The sequence below is a fragment of the Flagellimonas sp. 2504JD1-5 genome (assembly GCF_053618295.1).
This window is the reverse complement of the sequence record NZ_JBSIOU010000002.1, coordinates 12,848-29,239: the sequence shown is the minus strand read 5'-3', so window position 1 is coordinate 29,239 and position 16,392 is coordinate 12,848. Positions and strand designations below refer to the sequence as shown.

Here is a 16,392-nt window from a genome sequence, read left to right as displayed (position 1 = left end):
CTACTGGTTCTTTGCCAATTCCTTTCTGATTTTCTTATTCCATTCCAATTGCTTGGCAGCATTACGTGAGAAATTGGTTTCCCAATCGTATTGACTTTGAAATTCCTTAAGCTCGTTAAGTATTTCCTTGTAAATTTTTCGGATTTCCGCCTTTACATTATCTGAAAAGGAGGTTCGGTGTAGTTTATCCCTCATTTTACGGGCAAATAACTCCGTAATATCAAAATGAAGACGTTCATGACTTAAAATAAGATCATCGCAAATATCCGGTTTGTACCATGATTCATTGGGATAGAAATATGCGTTCACCTCAAAATCCAGTTCAACTTCGTGATGGATCAGATTAGCGGAGTATTTATAACTTATTCCACTGGCCGTGGTTGCGGCCGGAACGGCAGCAGGAGGAACCTTCCCCTTAAAATCGGACCATTTAAGCTCCAAATCTGGATTCCATAAAACACCTTCTTCAATTTCTTGGGCGAATCCAGAGAAACTAAATAGTAAAAGACATGTTATGAAACTTATTTTATCCAATTAAATTCAATGACTTTTTCAACGTCGGGATGTAAGCTGTAATGCACCGGGCAGGTATTTGCCGTGTTTTCCAAAATCTTGCGATGCTTATCAGAAACATCGGCGGGGAGTTCCATTTTTACCTCAATTTTTGTAATCCTACGCGGATTGGCGGCCATATGTTTGGTTACCTCGGAGGTAGACCCAGAAAGGTCAACATCTAGATCTCTTGCTTTTATACCCATCATGGTCATCATACAACTTGCCAAACCGGTCGCGACAGTATCTGTAGGGGAAAAGGCTTGCCCAAGGCCATTGTTGTCTATTGGAGCATCAGTAATAAACTCATTGCCAGATCTAAGGTGCAAACATGTGGTTCGTAATTCGCCTGTATAGGTAACTTTAGAGGTCATTTAATTTTATTTCTTTTATTCGGAGATTATCATATTCCATCAAATAGGCAGCTCTATTGTAATATCCCGTAGACCATTCATTAAAGTAATCAAAACTGTTTCCGGTATATTCTGTAAGCCCTATGATCTTGGAAGTTTCAAAAAGGTTGTTCTTATGCGCCAACTTAAGCAGAATATCAAAAGTTACATCAAAACCGCGCACTGCATAGCGATCGGGCTTTAAACCCTTGTATTTTTTTCTATAGGCTTTGGTAAAGGTATCATTGCCCGATTCCCTGTAAAAGGAGGGATAAGCAAATCTCAATTTGGATAAATGAGTCACTTGAACCGCATCATCTTGAAAAGCACTGCTATAATTTGTGGTGAACATTCGCACCGACATGTCCTCGGTTATGGCTGAATTTAAAATGGAGCTTACGCTCGATACCATATTGGCCTGATCCGTCTCTACAAAGACCCAATTCTCTTTTTCCTCGGATAATTGAATCAGAAATTCATCTAAATGAAGTGATTTATTATCAATGATTTTTGCTATTTGCGCTGCCGGAAACTTGGATAAAATGGAATCATGCGCCACTTGATGGGTAGAATCGGCAATGATCACCACATTTTGGTCCGTATAAATCTTTTGCATATACGACAGCATTTTGTCGCGAAGTACTGCTTCTGTCGGTACGGTATAAAACACATTGCCATGGCTTAGGGGCCTTTGCGAAGCAACTGGCGCAATTACAGGAACATTGTTTTGTGCTGCCTTAACAGCAACCTCATCCAAAGCACTTCCAGAGATAGGGCCAATTACAGCATTTACATTAGTCAGATTCTCTCGAAACAATATTTCCTTTACCTTGGTTTGATCCAGTTCTGTATCAAATGTTTTTACATGGACGGAAACTCCCATTTTTTTGATGGAATCCAAAGCAATCATAGCTCCAGAATAAAACCCAAGGCTTATACTAAGGTCACGACGTGTCTTTATCTGGTTAGTGGTCTTTTTCCAGTCATTGATATTTATGCGATCTAATCGGAAAGGAAGCATAAACACTAAACTTGGACTGTTTTCAATGTTGATGCTATCAATTAGATTTATTTTATCCAGAACTAAAGCGTTTTTAACCTCCAAAACCTCTGTGTTTTCCTTTGGAAGTTTTAATACCATTCCTGCCTTGAGTCCATTTTCAAGATCAGGATTCAATCTGTATAAATCGTCTCTGGTGATTTTTAGGTTTTGGGTAAGCCGGAATACATTCTGTTTTGGTTTTACTTCGTAAAAGATGAAGTTTTCTGTGTTGACCTCACCTGAAGTATCCTTTTTCTTTGGCAATCTAATAACCATTCCCTCCTTGAGTCCTCCACGTTCCATGATCTCGGGATTCAGTTTTACTATGGAATCGGACGGAATACCGTATTCCTTTCCTAAACTATAGAGGGTTTGTTTTGGCGGTACGGTAAAAGAAGTAAACAAATCTACTTGTTGGTCCTCCAAACTATCACCTTTTGGGCGTGGGAGTTTCAATTCTTGCCCCACAGCCAGATAATTGGAATTCTTTTCCAAATCCGGATTCAAGGCCACCATACTATCTATGGTAATTCCATATTTATGGGCAATGCTCCATCTGGTTTCCTTTGGAAGGACAGTATAGGTCTCAAAATCAAGTTCACGTTCATCTTCGTCGGTACGCTCTGGATATTTAGGAATTTGCAGAATCATTCCTTTTTTAAGAGGTTCGGCATACAATTGCCTATTGTGACGTTTTAATTGCTCTTCCGTGATTTCATATTTCTGGGTAAGTCCGAACAATGTTTCTCTTTTTCGAACCCGATGTCTACTGAAACCAATCGGCTTGTCCTCTTCCTGTACTGCTACTGGTTTGGGTTTTTCTTCTTGTTTCACCACCGCACCGTCCAAAGGAATTATCAATACAATATTTTCCTTTACATCGGCAGCAGTCTTAATCTCTTTATTTGATTGAAGAATAGTGTAGGGAGTGACTCGATATTGCCGGGATATGCTTTGCAAGGTTTCGCCCTCTTTCACCACATGCGTGGTTCTATCCTGGGCAAAAACTTGAAAAGTTGCCAGTAAAAAGACAATAAAACCGAGTACTAAAACACTTTTTTTCATTCCCATTCTATAGTTGCAGGTGGCTTAGAACTAATGTCATACACTACTCTATTAACGCCTTTGACCTTATTTATTATATCATTGGAGGTTTTTTGTAAAAATTCGTAGGGTAAATTTACCCAATCGGCCGTCATTCCATCAGTACTTTCCACTGCTCTTAGGGCAACACATTTTTCGTAGGTGCGCTCATCTCCCATAACCCCCACACTATTTACGGGCAAAAGCATGGCTCCGGCCTGCCAAACCTTATCATAAAGTCCCCATTTTTTCAATCCATCAATAAAAATGGCATCAACTTCTTGTAAAATAGACACCTTTTCTGCTGTAATGTCACCTAAAATACGAATTCCGAGTCCGGGACCAGGAAACGGGTGTCTGCCCAATATGTTTGGATCCATTCCCAAATTTTTACCCACTCGTCTTACCTCATCTTTGAACAAAAGCTGTAAAGGTTCCACAATTTTCAATTTCATATAATCAGGCAAGCCTCCAACATTATGATGACTCTTTATTACTGCTGAGGGGCCTCCACTGGCTGAAACGGATTCTATTCTATCTGGATAAATGGTGCCTTGTGCCAACCATTTTGCATTTTCAACCTTGTGGGACTCATCATCAAAAACCTCAATAAAAACCCTTCCGATAATTTTTCTTTTCGCTTCCGGTTCCGATTCTCCTTTCAGAGCTTCCAAAAAGCGTGCCGAAGCATCCACACCCTTCACGTTCAGACCCATATGTTTGTATTGGTCAAGCACACTTTCGAATTCGTTTTTACGAAGTAAACCATTGTTCACAAAAATGCAGTGTAGGTGTGGCCCGATAGCTTTGTGCAACAACATAGCGGCAACGCTGGAATCTACACCTCCGGAAAGCCCCAAAATGACCTTTTCTTCACCAATTTTCTCTTTCAACGCTGCTACGGTGGTTTCAATGAAAGCATCTGGAGTCCAATCTTGACTTAATCCGGCTATTTTTACCAGAAAGTTTTCCAGTAATTGCTTTCCATCTTTAGTGTGATATACTTCGGGGTGAAACTGGATTCCGTATGTCTGTTCACCATCAATCCGAAAAGCGGCATTTTCCACATCGTGGGTACTGGCCAAATGTACAGCCCCTTCGGGCAGTTGCTTTATAGTATCGCTATGGCTCATCCATACTTGACTTCCTTCGGAAAGTCCATCCAGAAAATCTTCTCCATCTTTAACAAAAGATAAATTAGCCCGGCCATACTCCCTAGTTGCCGAAGGTGCCACATTGCCTCCGTGAAAATGGGAAAGGTACTGTGCGCCATAACAAATGCCCAACAAAGGTTTTTTTCCTTTAATTTCAGACAAATCAGGGTGAGGGGCATCTTCAGCTCTCACAGAAAAGGGTGAACCCGAAAGAATCACCGCTTTGTAAGACGATAAATCCTTCGGAGGGTTATTATAAGGTTTAATTTCTGAGTAAATGTTGAGTTCCCTTACGCGTCGTGCAATCAACTGGGTGTATTGGGAACCGAAGTCTAGGATAAGGACGTTGTTTTGCATGGGCAAAAATAGCAATTTGAAACAGTTGGAAAAGTATCTTTTCAAGGATATTTATCACAAGGTTTTCAAAAGGCTTTTCACACCACTTACCAAGTCATTATTTTTAGCGACCAACCACCTGTATTTATGGAAATTTCATAAGAAAATAGAGAAGATTTCATGTTTTAATAAAAGGAGGCCCATTTAAATTGGCAGTTTGATAATATCCCGGCCTGTAGTTTTTTTCTTAATATTTTTCCTATTTCTTTGCGCCATAAACACTATAGCTATGATCAAAGGGTTTATTTTCGATTTGGACGGTGTAATTACGGATACGGCAGAATTGCATTTTGAGGCTTGGAAAACACTTGCTGACGAAAATGGTTGGGCTTTTGACCGTGAAATCAATGATCAACTTCGGGGAATATCGCGATTGGATTCCATGCAGGTGATATTGGACCACAACAATATTTCTTTGGACGAATCAGCTAAAGCGGATTTGGCCAACCAAAAGAATGAAATCTACGTGAAAAGTCTGGATGAAATGACCCCCAACGATTATTTGCCCGGAGCCAAAGAGCTATTAACGCATTTAAGAACCGAAGGTTTTGCGGTAGCACTTGGAAGTTCAAGTAAAAATGCCGAGAAAGTGCTGGAGCAATTAAACGCTAGGGCCTATTTTGATATCATTGGTGACGGGCACAGCGTAACCAAAAGTAAACCCGCACCTGATATTTTCCTGTTTGGCGCGGAGAAACTAAATCTTCAACCCAGTGAATGCGTAGTTTTTGAAGATGCTGAAAGGGGTGTTGATGCAGCCAAAATTGGAGGTTTTCACAGCGTAGGTATTGGCCCAAAGGAAAGAGTGGGACATGCCGATCTACGTTTTGATACCATGGCAGAAGCCACACTTTTTGAAATCAAAGCCCATTTTAAGGAATTATTCAGTTAATCCATTCTTTTTCATATAGTTGGCATAAATCCTTACTTTTAAGGAAAGCCAGCCTCAATGAAACATTTTTTGCCATTTTTCTTGGTTCCCTTTTTATTTACCGCTCCAACTAGGTCACAACAGAACAATCCAAAGATTGATAGCATATTAAGAATTATTGATGAAACCTCGATAGACTCAGTCAAGGCAAGAAATTATTTAGAGCTGTCTGACTTGACCATGTACAACGATCAGCATAAGACTCTTGAGTATATAGAAAAAGCAAGGTTCCTTTATAAAAAATCGACCGATTTAAAGGGTATTGCCAAACTCTATGCCCAAAAAGCAAACTATTATTACAGGCTTGGACAAATTGATTCCGCCCGAACCAACCTTCTAAATTCCGTAAATACTTCCCTAAAAATCGGTGATACATTGAGAGCCGCGGTAATACGGCACAATATTGCGATTTTAGACCATTACCAGGGAAACAGCTCTAGTGCAACGGAAATCATGAAAATCAATATTCCCGTATTTGCGAGATATAAGGATAGTCTACACTTGGCCAATGCCCACCTTTTTGAAGGTAAAATAGCCCAGTACAAAGGATATTACAATATTGGATTGAAAGAGACTTACAAAGCGCTCAAAATACATGAGAATTTAGGTGATGATTTTAGGATTGCCGAGGATATGTTCCAGATTGGTCTCATTTACCAATCAATGAACGAACATAAAAGTGCCATTGCTATTTTCGAGGAAAGCATTGTTTTTTATGACAAGGTCCAAAATGAACAAAGCAAGGCCCAGGTACTAAATTATTTGGCGGACTCCCATACGATTCTGAAAAATTATCAAGATGCCGAAGAACTTGTAAAAAAATCATTGGAGTTATCCAAAAAGCTAAACTACAATGCCAATATTGCCAGGGCGTACGAGAATTGGGGTACTTTAAAATTTAAACAAAGTGATTACGATGCATCCATTGAATACTACCAAAACAGTTTTAACACCTGGAAATCCATAGGTTCACAAAATAACCAAGCCAATCTTTTTTGTTTTTTAGGAAAATCATACGCTGCCAAAAACAATCATCCCCGGGCCCTTCAGTACTTCAATCAAAGCCTGAACATTCTAAAAGATGTAAACTATCCTGATATACTAAATACCGTGCTTTTGGAAAAGGCAAAATCAGAAGAATTCCTAGGTAATTATAAAGAAGCACTGGCGAGTTTCAAACAAAACAAAATCCTTAGTGATTCTATTTTTACAGTGGAGCAGGCCACCGCTACCCAAGAGTTAAAAACCATCTACGAAACAGAAAAAAAAGAACAACAGATCGCCCTTCAGGATAAAGAGATAACCGTTTTGGAACAAAAGGCAGAGATCAGTACACTACAAAAAATACTTTTGGGGGGCTTGCTAGTTCTTTCACTTATTGGTTTTTATGGTATCCGTCAAAAATTAAAACGTAACAAGCTCGAAAAAGAGAAAGTGGATGCAGAACTCGCCTTTAAAAAGAAAGAACTCACCACCCATGCCCTACATCTGGCCAAAAAAAATGAGGTATTGGAAGGGCTTAAACAAAAAGCCGAAGAGCTAAAAGCCAGTGAAGAATCCAAAAAAGGCTACCAACAACTCATACGAACCATCAACTTTGATTTGCAGGACGACAATAACTGGGAAAACTTTTCTCGTTACTTCGAAGAGGTCCATAAGGACTTTAACAGCAATGTAAAATTAAAATACCCCCAGATCACTTCAAACGAACTTCGCCTTTTGGCTCTCTTAAAGATGAATCTGTCCTCCAAAGAGATAGCCAATATCCTTAATATTTCTCCAGAGGGCATCAAAAAAGCACGTTACCGTCTTCGCAAAAAGTTGGACATCACCACAGAGGACTCTTTACAGGATTTGGTACTATCACTTTAACACTTAGACACCTTATGTAATCTTTTCTTTTTCAGAAAGTTGGAAGTTATTACCTATTTTTAGTAGGTAATCAATCCATATGAAACTCTCAAAACCACTCTTCCTTCTTTTTTTCCAATTCTGTTTGTGTGTTGTTGCCCAAGAAAATAAAAGATTGGACAGTCTATTGAACGTTCTTAAAACACAAGAAGAGGATACCTTAAAAGTTGGTACCCTAGAAGAACTGTTCTTGGAGGAGTTTTATACGGATCCAGCAAAAGCTAAAAAATATATTGACCAAAGTCTTGTTCTTTCTAAAAAACTGGGTTTTGCAGATGGTGAAGGATTTGCCAATTACTATCTGGGCGCTGGTTATTATCAAACTATTGGTAAAAATGATTCTGCTAGCTATTATATTAATGAAGCGCTTTCAATATTCAAACGTATAAATCACAAGGAATATATCGTTAAGATGACAAATGCTTTGGGTGTTGTCGAGTACACCTCCGGAAATTACCAAAAAGCAATAGAATATTATAATGTAGGCATTGATTACTCCAGAAAGTACAAACATTGGGACAATTTAGCCAATAGGCTTGGCAACAAATCCTTGGCTTATATTAATAAAGGAGATTATAACCTTGGGGTCAAATACTCCATCGAATCGCTAAAATTGTTTGATAGTTTAAGTTCAAAGTCCAATACCCTGCAACTTAAAATCCATACCGCTACTGCCGCTGTTCGAGTTGGATACGCTGAAATGGGACTGGAAAATTATAAAAAAGCCCTAGAATACTTTAAGCGTGCTTTGGATATTTATGTTGGAATAGACGATGTGATCCATATGGGACACACCTATTCTGATATTGGCAATGTGCATTTAGAACTTGGAGAATATGATGCCGCCATCGAAAATTATCTAAAAACCCTTGATATAGCAAAAGAAAAAGCAGTTCCAATAATGAACGGTTATGTTTTGGTTAACCTAGGCAAGGCCTATAGAAAAAAAGGGGATTATGGGAAAGCCCTATCCATTCTTAAAGAAGGGTTGCCAATTAATAAACAGTTTGGAACAAAGGATGATCTTGCCCTTAATTTGAAACAATTGGGGCACACTTATATGAAAAAAGGTGACTCGGATCAAGCCCTATTATATTTTAATAAGTCCATCGCTTTAGCTGATTCAATCAACGCCGCAGAAATTTTGTCAGAGGCATCTTTAAATAGGGCCGAAGTGTATGTCGGGCTTGGTCAATATCAGAACGCATACCTGGACCAAAAGAAACATCAATTCATCAGTGATAGTATTTTCAATGTCAAAAAATCGCAACAAATTGAAGAATTACGCACGATTTATGATACCGAAAAAAAAGAACAGCAGATTGCTCTTCAAGAAAAGGAGATTACTGTTTTGGAACAAAAAGCGGAAATCAGCACACTACAAAAAATACTGTTGGGCGGACTTTTGGTATTATCCCTTTTTGGATTTTATGGGATTCGGCAAAAATTAAAGCGCAACAAGCTCGAAAAGGAAAAAGTCGATGCAGAACTGGCGTTTAAAAAGAAAGAACTCACCACCCATGCTTTACATTTGGCCAAAAAAAATGAGGTATTGGAAGGGCTTAAACAAAAAGCCGAAGAGCTAAAAGCCAGTGAAGAATCCAAAAAAGGCTACCAACAACTCATCCGAACCATCAACTTTGATTTACAGGACGATAATAATTGGGAAAACTTTTCTCGTTATTTTGAAGAAGTCCACAAGGACTTTAATAGCAATGTAAAATCAAAATACCCTCAGGTCACTTCAAATGAGCTTCGACTTTTGGCACTTCTAAAGATGAATTTATCCTCAAAAGAGATTGCCAACATCCTGAATATTTCACCAGAAGGCATCAAAAAAGCGCGTTATCGGCTCCGTAAAAAACTGGACATCACCACTGAGGACTCTTTACAAGATTTAGTGTTAAGCCTTTAACTATAGGCGTTTCCAAAGCTGTCCACTCATTGTCCCTTGTTTATTTTTAAGGTGTCCACCTGTTGTCCACCCCTATTTTTTCATTCCTCAAAATCAGCACTTTAGGTTTGTGGTGTCATTAAGTTGACAACCGTTTTGTGGTCTTGCTCGGCTGAGGACTGCAGACCGTTTACCGGGCAAGTCACACAAAACAGACAAAAAAGTTTAACCACAAAACAAAAGCATTATGAAAACAAAGGACAAATTATCAGGAATCGCAATAGTTGTGATCCTAAGTGCTCTTATAATTTCGTGTAGTAGCGATAGCGGTATCGAACCCGTTGCAATTGATCCTTGTGTAGAGAATCCCTGTGGCAACCCAAACCTCTGCCCTGATCAATGCGATGACACCAAACCTGTTGAGGGAATTACTAAGGATGATATTACGCCCGAGGGCAATGTTGTGGATACTGAAGATGGGTATACCGTTGATGGAAAGGTTACCATGGAAACAGAATCTGGAGAAGAAGTAGTATTCGAGGACGCCGATTTAGATGTTGAATTCAATGAGGATGGTTCTTTAAAGAATTTTAGTGGTACCGTTGAGATTCCTTCTCCCTCAAACTATTTCGAATTTGCAGACCCCATTAAAGCCGATGTTGGCTTTTTCACAGGGAAATTCTTAAACGACAATCGCGATTATGAAATTAGGCTAAAGGACGAAAGAAAGTATTTTGTCTTTGCCATTTCGGTAGCCATTGAAATGTCGGTAGGTGCCAATGATGATCCAGATGCCACCAAACCCATCACAATTTCACCTCCACTAAGCGGAGGCCATATTACATTGATAGCCGATTATGATGACCCCATGTTCTTTTATTCCATAGGAGTCAACGGCGGACTGGGAGGCGATAACGGGGATGGAAACAATGGAGGGAATGGCAACGATAGTGATGATGGTGAACTATCAGGTATTAGCTTCGGCAGTTCTTTGAACGCATACCTTAGGTATGAACCCACCCTACCTGTTGAAAACGTGATAGCTTTTGACGCAAAAACCGTTACCGGAGGTACCTTTTCTTTTTGGACTGTTTTAGAAGCAAGCGGAATGTATTACAAAAACAGTGGTTTCGATGTCGATTTTAACCTTAAAGAACCTATGAACTCCAATATTGGTGTGGGATACCGCGCTGGAATCAACGGAAGCATGTCTTTCTCTGCCGACATCAAAAATATTGTATCCTTTGGTTTTCCTATTGGAAAGGGTAGCGCAGCCATTGTTGCAGAAGCCAGCACAAACAACGGAATCAATGCCAGAGCTTTTGTGAATGGACTTGTGGATCCTGATCTCTCCTGGTGGCCAGAGTTTATTCCTATCAGTCCAGATGGTCAATTAAATGTTTATGGCTACGTGGAACAAACCGGAGCATTTGATATGGGGCTCTCTGGAAACTTAGGCTTGGAAACTCCAACAGGTACAAAAAGTGTAGATGGTGCCCTAAGACTTACCCAAGATGCCTTTACCATGGATGGTAAGGTTACCATAGATGAAGAGATTTGGGAAGCCAATGTTGCCATGACCAAAGAGCAAACCAAAGTAATTGCAACACCACCATCCAATTTTACCGATGGTATATCAGAAACGGTTACGGCTCAAATAGATGCCGCCATTGAAACCACCGAACAAGCCATTTCTGACCTTGAAGCTGCCAATGAACAATACGAGTTGGAATTGAGCCTGCGTGGCTTAAGGGCAGCATTGCCCGGAATCATTGATCGCGCAAATCAAGAAATCGACGATGCTGTTGCCGCCGGAATTGCAAGTGGCAGAAGCCAAGCCAATAAAATATTGAGTGATAATAATAGGATTCTTTGCAGTGACAATATTTCCTCGGTGGTAAATTCCATAGTCAAACCCTATAGAGATGCATTAAACAGACTTAAAAATGCAGTTAACGATTCAAATGACAATACCCAGACAAGAAACGAATTGGAAGCGGCATTAAGGCAACTTGCAAGCTTGGATAGAATCAACAAAAGTGCTACATTGACGATCGTTCATGGTCATAAAACCTTTGGTTGTGGCAGTTTATGGAGATTGACGTCCACCAGAACCGTAAAAATTGATGAAGTAATCTTAACCTCAACCCAAAAAGCACAGTTATTGGAAGCTGCGGACAACGTGAAATTCATTCAGGAAGCCGATGGAATTAGATTTGACGCTCAAGTCATTGTTGATGAACTACCTACGGTAGAGGAACTCGAGAAATTAAAGGACGGTGTGGAAGCCTGTGTATCTGAACTCACCGATGGGCTCGAAAAATCAGGATTTACTTATATCCATGACACCAAAGAATTCCGACCGTTTATTATTATTAATGGTGAAGAAAAAGAGGTGGGTAGTTTTGACGTCTTCAACTCTGATGAAATAATTGCCAAAGCACGGGTAGAAACAACCAGTTGCAATCCGGATCAGGCACTAAAAGCTTTGCAGGATCAGGCAAAAAAAAGGTAGAATAACATAAAATACCATTTGACTAAAAAAACAAAAGCCCCGGGAACCACTCCGGGGCTTTTAAATAAAATCAAAACCAACCTAAACATATGAGTTTACCACTCAAGTTTGTGAAAATTTCATAGCAATTTTCATGTATAAAACACCTTTGCGGCATAATACCCTACCTTATTTCCAAAAAAAATATGTCTATTTTATGATTATTGTTACGCAGAGTGCTAAAAATCAGATGATTACACACTAATAAATTTAGTATTTAATTACTGTAAATTTGTCCGTCATTGGGTTTAGACAATCCATAAGGGTGGGAATAAGGGATTCACCTAGCTCCAGATACAATTCTGAAAAGTTAAGTTGACGTTCTTGCAAGGATTGATTGGGAAATAACTCATTTTGAATATCCGTCATTCGGATAACATGGTCCTTTAACTTCCTTTTTTGCGCCTGCAACAGTCTTTTCTCCAAAGCATCCAACCCTTTTTTCTGTTTTTCCTCTTGGGCCTTTACTGCTCCCACAAAAGTCTTGTCGGTGGCTTCGGCCAATTGGTACATGGCGCTAAACTGTTCCTCCAAATGTTTCTTTTGGGTTGAAAAGTCAATATCAATGTTCGAGATTTCTCGAATTTTCTTATTGATGAAACTGTTTTGTTTCAAAAACAAATCCGAAATCTTTAAATCCAGTTTTTTTACTTTTCTGGCCTGTTTTTTAGTTAGCACAAGCGCAGAGTTACGAAGTAACAACATCGGAAAAGGAATTTCCATCGCTTCAAAATACGATTTGAGTTCCAGCCAATAGGCCAACTCCCCCCCTCCTCCAATATAGCAGAGATTAGGCAGAATGGTTTCTTGATATAAAGGTCGGGCAATCACATTAGGAGAAAACCGCTCAGGATGGTTTTGCAATTCCTCCTCCAATTCACTTTGTGAAAACTGGATTTTCGTATTGTTGACTTTATAACCATCATCATCATGAACAATTCGCTCCCGAACCTTATCCATCAAATAGAAATAATTGATTTCCCTGGGGTTGACCTGAATCGTGTAATCAGTCGAAACCTCCTTTAATGCCTCAATCGATTCGGAAACCTTTGCATACGGAATCTGCTCAAAAATGTCTTTTTTGACATAGGGAACAAATTGTTCTTTTAGGCTTTTATCATCCCCATCTACGATTACCAAACCATATTCTCCAAAAAGTTCGTTGGCCAAAAAGCGGGTAGCTTCGGACAAGTCAGAATGATTCAAATATGCCCTCTGAAAAAGTGCAGTCAACTGTTTTGCTTGCTGAGAACCGCCCAACTCTGAAGAAAATGAGCTAAAAACGGCATCCAACCCTTCCGTTTTCAGTTTTCCAACAGCACCAGAAGCATCCCTATTCCACTGTACCTTCTTTCCCTTGAAATTAAAATAGTTGATTTCATCAAAGTCATGATCCTCCGTGGCCATCCAATAAACCGGAACAAAATTATATTTAGGATATGTCTCCTTTAATTGTAATGTTAAGTTTATAGTGGAAATAATCTTGTATAAAAAGTACAATGGACCTGTAAACAAGTTCAACTGATGCCCCGTAACAACGGTAAATGTCTTTTTATCCCCTAAGAGCTTGATATTATTTGTTGTGGATTCAGAAATTTCAACATCCTGGTACTGCTTGTAAAGCGCTTTTACCAATACAGGTCTAAATTCTTCCGGGAAATGGGATTCTTTTTCCGCTATCTGCTCCTTGAAATTTTCAATTTGGGGAAATCTATTGAAAAAAGGGATTAAGCCCTTTTCTTGCCCTAGATAATCGCAAATAAGTTTGGAAAAATAACCTGTTTCCTTGAAGGGTATACAATCTACTTCCATTAAAGTTGAAATATCGGCTAAAGATAATCCTCTTCTTTTTTTCTATTCCTAAAAATACGTTAATTGCTCAAAGACGACTCGTATTGGTCTGGAAAGAAGGTGATGATTCTTCAATTTATTGTTAGATTTGGAAGGACTAATTCACTTTAAATGACAAGATTTCTACTTTCATCGTTCTTCCTATTTTCAATTGTATCAACAGCTCAACTTAAATCTCCCTCTGAGTTTTTGGGTTATGAATTGGGAACTGAATTTACAAGACACCACGAAGTGGTGGATTATTACGAGTATTTGGCCAAGGAAGCTACTGACAGGGTAAAACTCACCGTTTATGGGCAGACAAACGAGCGCAGACCTCTTTTACTGGCCTATGTGTCGTCTTCGGATAACATTTCCAATCTCGAAAACATTAGAAATGAGCATTTAAAGGATACCCAAGGCACGGGAAATTCTTCAAAAGCTATTGTGTGGTTAAGCTACAATGTACATGGTAACGAAAGCGTGAGCACCGAAGCATCCATGCAGACCATTTACGAACTGCTTACCAGTAAAAGTTCGTATTTGGAAAATGCAGTGGTCATTATGGACCCTTGTATCAACCCCGATGGGCGTGATCGCTATAGCAATTGGTACAATCAATATAAAAATTCGCCACATCAGGTAGATCCTAACAGTAAAGAGCACAATGAAGGCTGGTGGAATGGCCGCAGTAACCATTATATGTTCGACCTAAACCGAGACTGGGCATGGTTGACCCAGATAGAGAGTCAGCAACGCATCAAAGTGTACAATGAATGGTTGCCACATGTGCACGTGGATTTTCATGAGCAAGGTGTGGACAATCCCTATTATTTTGCACCTGCCGCCGAACCCTATCACGAAGTGATAACGGATTTTCAACGTGATTTTCAGGTTACCTTGGGTAAAAACCACGCCAAATACTTTGACGCCAATGGCTGGTTTTATTTTACCAAGGAAATTTTTGACCTCTTCTATCCTAGTTACGGAGATACTTATCCCACCTATAACGGTGCAATTGGCATGACCTACGAGCAAGGTGGTAGTGGACGTGGAGGTCTAGGTGTGATTACCAAAATTGGTGATACCTTGACTCTAAAAGATAGAATTGCCCATCATCACACAACCGGGCTATCAACCATTGAAGTATCCGCAAATAATGCGGATAAATTGAATTCCGAGTTTAGAAAGTTCTATAAAAACAGAAGTTTTAAGTATAAAAGTTATGTATTGAACGGGGATAGTGATAAAATAGACGCCCTAAAAACTTTGCTCAATAAGCACAAAATTGAATGGGGGGTTCCGTCAAATGGCTCTATTAAAGGTTTTAATTATGCCTCTGGAACCAACGGTAGCATGGCAATTTCCGACAAAAGCCTTGTAGTCTCCACCAATCAAACCAAAGGAACTCTGGTGAAAGTGTTGTTCGAACCCAATGCCAAATTAAGTGATTCTTTGACCTACGACATTACCGCTTGGTCCTTGCCCTATGCATATGGATTGAATGCTATAGCATCTACAAGTCCAATCAATGCGCAATCTAGAACAGAATCCAATACTTCTTCCAACAATCAAAATGTTATTAGCAATGATGCTTACGCCTATATGTCGGATTGGAGCAGTATGAAAAGTGCCCGGTTTTTGGCCGATTTACTTACTGAAGGTATCAGGGTGCGTAAAACGCACCATCCTTTTACTTTGGATGGCAAATCTTTTAAAAGAGGTAGTTTAATCATTACAAAGGCTGATAACAAGCTTAAAAAGAATTTTGCTCAAAAACTTGGTACAATAGCCGACAAACATCATGTTAAGCTGCAAGCAACATCAACGGGCTTTGTAGATTCCGGAAAAGATTTTGGGTCATCCTATGTAAAAATGATTACAAAACCCAAGATTGCCATGCTTTCAGGAAAACCAACTTCAACTTTAAGGTTTGGCGAAATTTGGCACTTTTTTGAACAGCAATTGCACTATCCCATTTCTGTGATTGATAGTGATTATTGGGGTAAAGTGGATTTGAGCAATTATCAGATTCTTATTCTTCCTGGGGGCAATTATGGCAATTCCATATCTGAATCCCAATTGAAAAAATTAAAAGATTGGGTTAAAAATGGAGGTAAATTGGTGGCCATGGGTGGTTCCATCAATGGAATTGATGGTGACAAAGGATTTGGAATCAAAAAGAAAGAGGTTGCCAAAGATTCCTCCAAAAACAAGCCCAAACCGCATAAAAATACCCAACGGGAACGAATAAAAAATGCTATTACCGGGGCCATTTTTAAAACGAAAGTGGATAACACCCATCCGCTCGCATATGGTTATGGAACCGAATATTTTACGCTAAAATTAGGAAGTGCCGGCTATGATTACCTAAAAACAGGAAACGCTGTATATCTTGAAAACAATACCAAGCCTGTCTCAGGTTTTGCGGGCAGCGAAGCTCAGAAAAAAGTGGGGAATTCATTAATTTTTGGAGCCGAGTCCTTTGGAAAAGGCAAGGTGATCTATATGGTGGACAATCCCTTGTTTAGAGGATTCTGGGAAAATGGAAAGTTGTTTTTTGCCAATGCCCTTTTTATGATGGATTAAGGTTTTCATCTTTTATGCTACTATAGTTTAAGAAAGTCTTTGCATAAAGACCCAGCGCAACGGA

General features: G+C 39.4%; 10 protein-coding genes. 5 read left to right on the top strand and 5 right to left on the bottom strand.

Going from position 1 to position 16,392, the window contains the following annotated elements; translation table 11 throughout:
- Genes ACULLG_RS09575 through guaA form a run of 4 tightly spaced genes read right to left on the bottom strand, consistent with a single transcriptional unit; the run spans position 1 to position 4,580 of the window.
- Positions 1-534, bottom strand: a complete 534-nt coding sequence (locus ACULLG_RS09575) for a DUF922 domain-containing protein (protein ID WP_452126573.1) — start codon at positions 532-534, stop codon at positions 1-3.
- Complete coding sequence (locus tag ACULLG_RS09570) at positions 522-926, bottom strand: OsmC family protein (protein ID WP_452126572.1); 405 nt, start codon at positions 924-926, stop codon at positions 522-524. The genes ACULLG_RS09575 and ACULLG_RS09570 overlap by 13 nt, the downstream gene beginning before the upstream one ends.
- The gene (locus tag ACULLG_RS09565; RefSeq protein WP_452126571.1) at positions 916-3,051 is read right to left on the bottom strand and encodes a LysM peptidoglycan-binding domain-containing protein; all 2,136 of its coding nucleotides are present in this window, start codon (positions 3,049-3,051) and stop codon (positions 916-918) included. The genes ACULLG_RS09570 and ACULLG_RS09565 overlap by 11 nt, the downstream gene beginning before the upstream one ends.
- Complete coding sequence (gene guaA, locus ACULLG_RS09560; RefSeq protein ID WP_452126570.1) at positions 3,048-4,580, bottom strand: glutamine-hydrolyzing GMP synthase; 1,533 nt, start codon at positions 4,578-4,580, stop codon at positions 3,048-3,050. Before guaA ends, ACULLG_RS09565 begins: the two co-directional genes overlap by 4 nt.
- Before the next feature lie 268 nt (positions 4,581-4,848).
- Between guaA and pgmB the strand changes: the two genes are divergently transcribed.
- The 4 genes from pgmB to ACULLG_RS09540 all read left to right on the top strand — a co-directional run bounded on the left by pgmB (position 4,849) and on the right by ACULLG_RS09540 (position 11,870).
- Complete coding sequence (pgmB, locus tag ACULLG_RS09555) at positions 4,849-5,511, top strand: beta-phosphoglucomutase (protein WP_452126569.1); 663 nt, start codon at positions 4,849-4,851, stop codon at positions 5,509-5,511.
- 57 nt (positions 5,512-5,568) lie between these two features.
- The gene (locus ACULLG_RS09550; RefSeq protein WP_452126568.1) at positions 5,569-7,422 is read left to right on the top strand and encodes a tetratricopeptide repeat protein; all 1,854 of its coding nucleotides are present in this window, start codon (positions 5,569-5,571) and stop codon (positions 7,420-7,422) included.
- A 79-nt stretch (positions 7,423-7,501) separates the two neighbouring features.
- Positions 7,502-9,376 (top strand): tetratricopeptide repeat protein, encoded by a 1,875-nt coding sequence (locus ACULLG_RS09545; protein WP_452126567.1) that lies wholly within the window; start codon positions 7,502-7,504, stop codon positions 9,374-9,376.
- A gap of 226 nt (positions 9,377-9,602) precedes the next feature.
- A complete protein-coding gene (locus ACULLG_RS09540; protein ID WP_452126566.1) occupies positions 9,603-11,870 on the top strand; it encodes a hypothetical protein in 2,268 nt (755 codons plus the stop codon).
- Positions 11,871-12,119: 249 nt separating this feature from the next.
- Here ACULLG_RS09540 and bshC read toward each other — a convergent pair whose 3' ends face one another.
- Positions 12,120-13,721, bottom strand: a complete 1,602-nt coding sequence (bshC, locus tag ACULLG_RS09535; protein ID WP_452126565.1) for a bacillithiol biosynthesis cysteine-adding enzyme BshC — start codon at positions 13,719-13,721, stop codon at positions 12,120-12,122.
- Between the two features lie 150 nt (positions 13,722-13,871).
- On the opposite strand from bshC, the gene ACULLG_RS09530 reads away from it, so the two are divergent.
- Complete coding sequence (locus ACULLG_RS09530) at positions 13,872-16,328, top strand: M14 family metallopeptidase (protein WP_452126564.1); 2,457 nt, start codon at positions 13,872-13,874, stop codon at positions 16,326-16,328.
- Positions 16,329-16,392: the final 64 nt, after the last annotated feature.

Bases quoted from the DNA above. Each gene is read 5' to 3' on its own strand.
- pgmB (WP_452126569.1), top strand. From the start codon at position 4,849: ATGATCAAAGGGTTTATTTTCGATTTGGACGGTGTAATTACGGATACG.
- ACULLG_RS09565 (WP_452126571.1), bottom strand. From the start codon at position 3,051: ATGAAAAAAAGTGTTTTAGTACTCGGTTTTATTGTCTTTTTACTGGCA.
- ACULLG_RS09570 (WP_452126572.1), bottom strand. From the start codon at position 926: ATGACCTCTAAAGTTACCTATACAGGCGAATTACGAACCACATGTTTG.
- ACULLG_RS09550 (WP_452126568.1), top strand. From the start codon at position 5,569: ATGAAACATTTTTTGCCATTTTTCTTGGTTCCCTTTTTATTTACCGCT.
- ACULLG_RS09545 (WP_452126567.1), top strand. From the start codon at position 7,502: ATGAAACTCTCAAAACCACTCTTCCTTCTTTTTTTCCAATTCTGTTTG.
- ACULLG_RS09540 (WP_452126566.1), top strand. From the start codon at position 9,603: ATGAAAACAAAGGACAAATTATCAGGAATCGCAATAGTTGTGATCCTA.
- ACULLG_RS09530 (WP_452126564.1), top strand. From the start codon at position 13,872: ATGACAAGATTTCTACTTTCATCGTTCTTCCTATTTTCAATTGTATCA.
- bshC (WP_452126565.1), bottom strand. From the start codon at position 13,721: ATGGAAGTAGATTGTATACCCTTCAAGGAAACAGGTTATTTTTCCAAA.
- guaA (WP_452126570.1), bottom strand. From the start codon at position 4,580: ATGCAAAACAACGTCCTTATCCTAGACTTCGGTTCCCAATACACCCAG.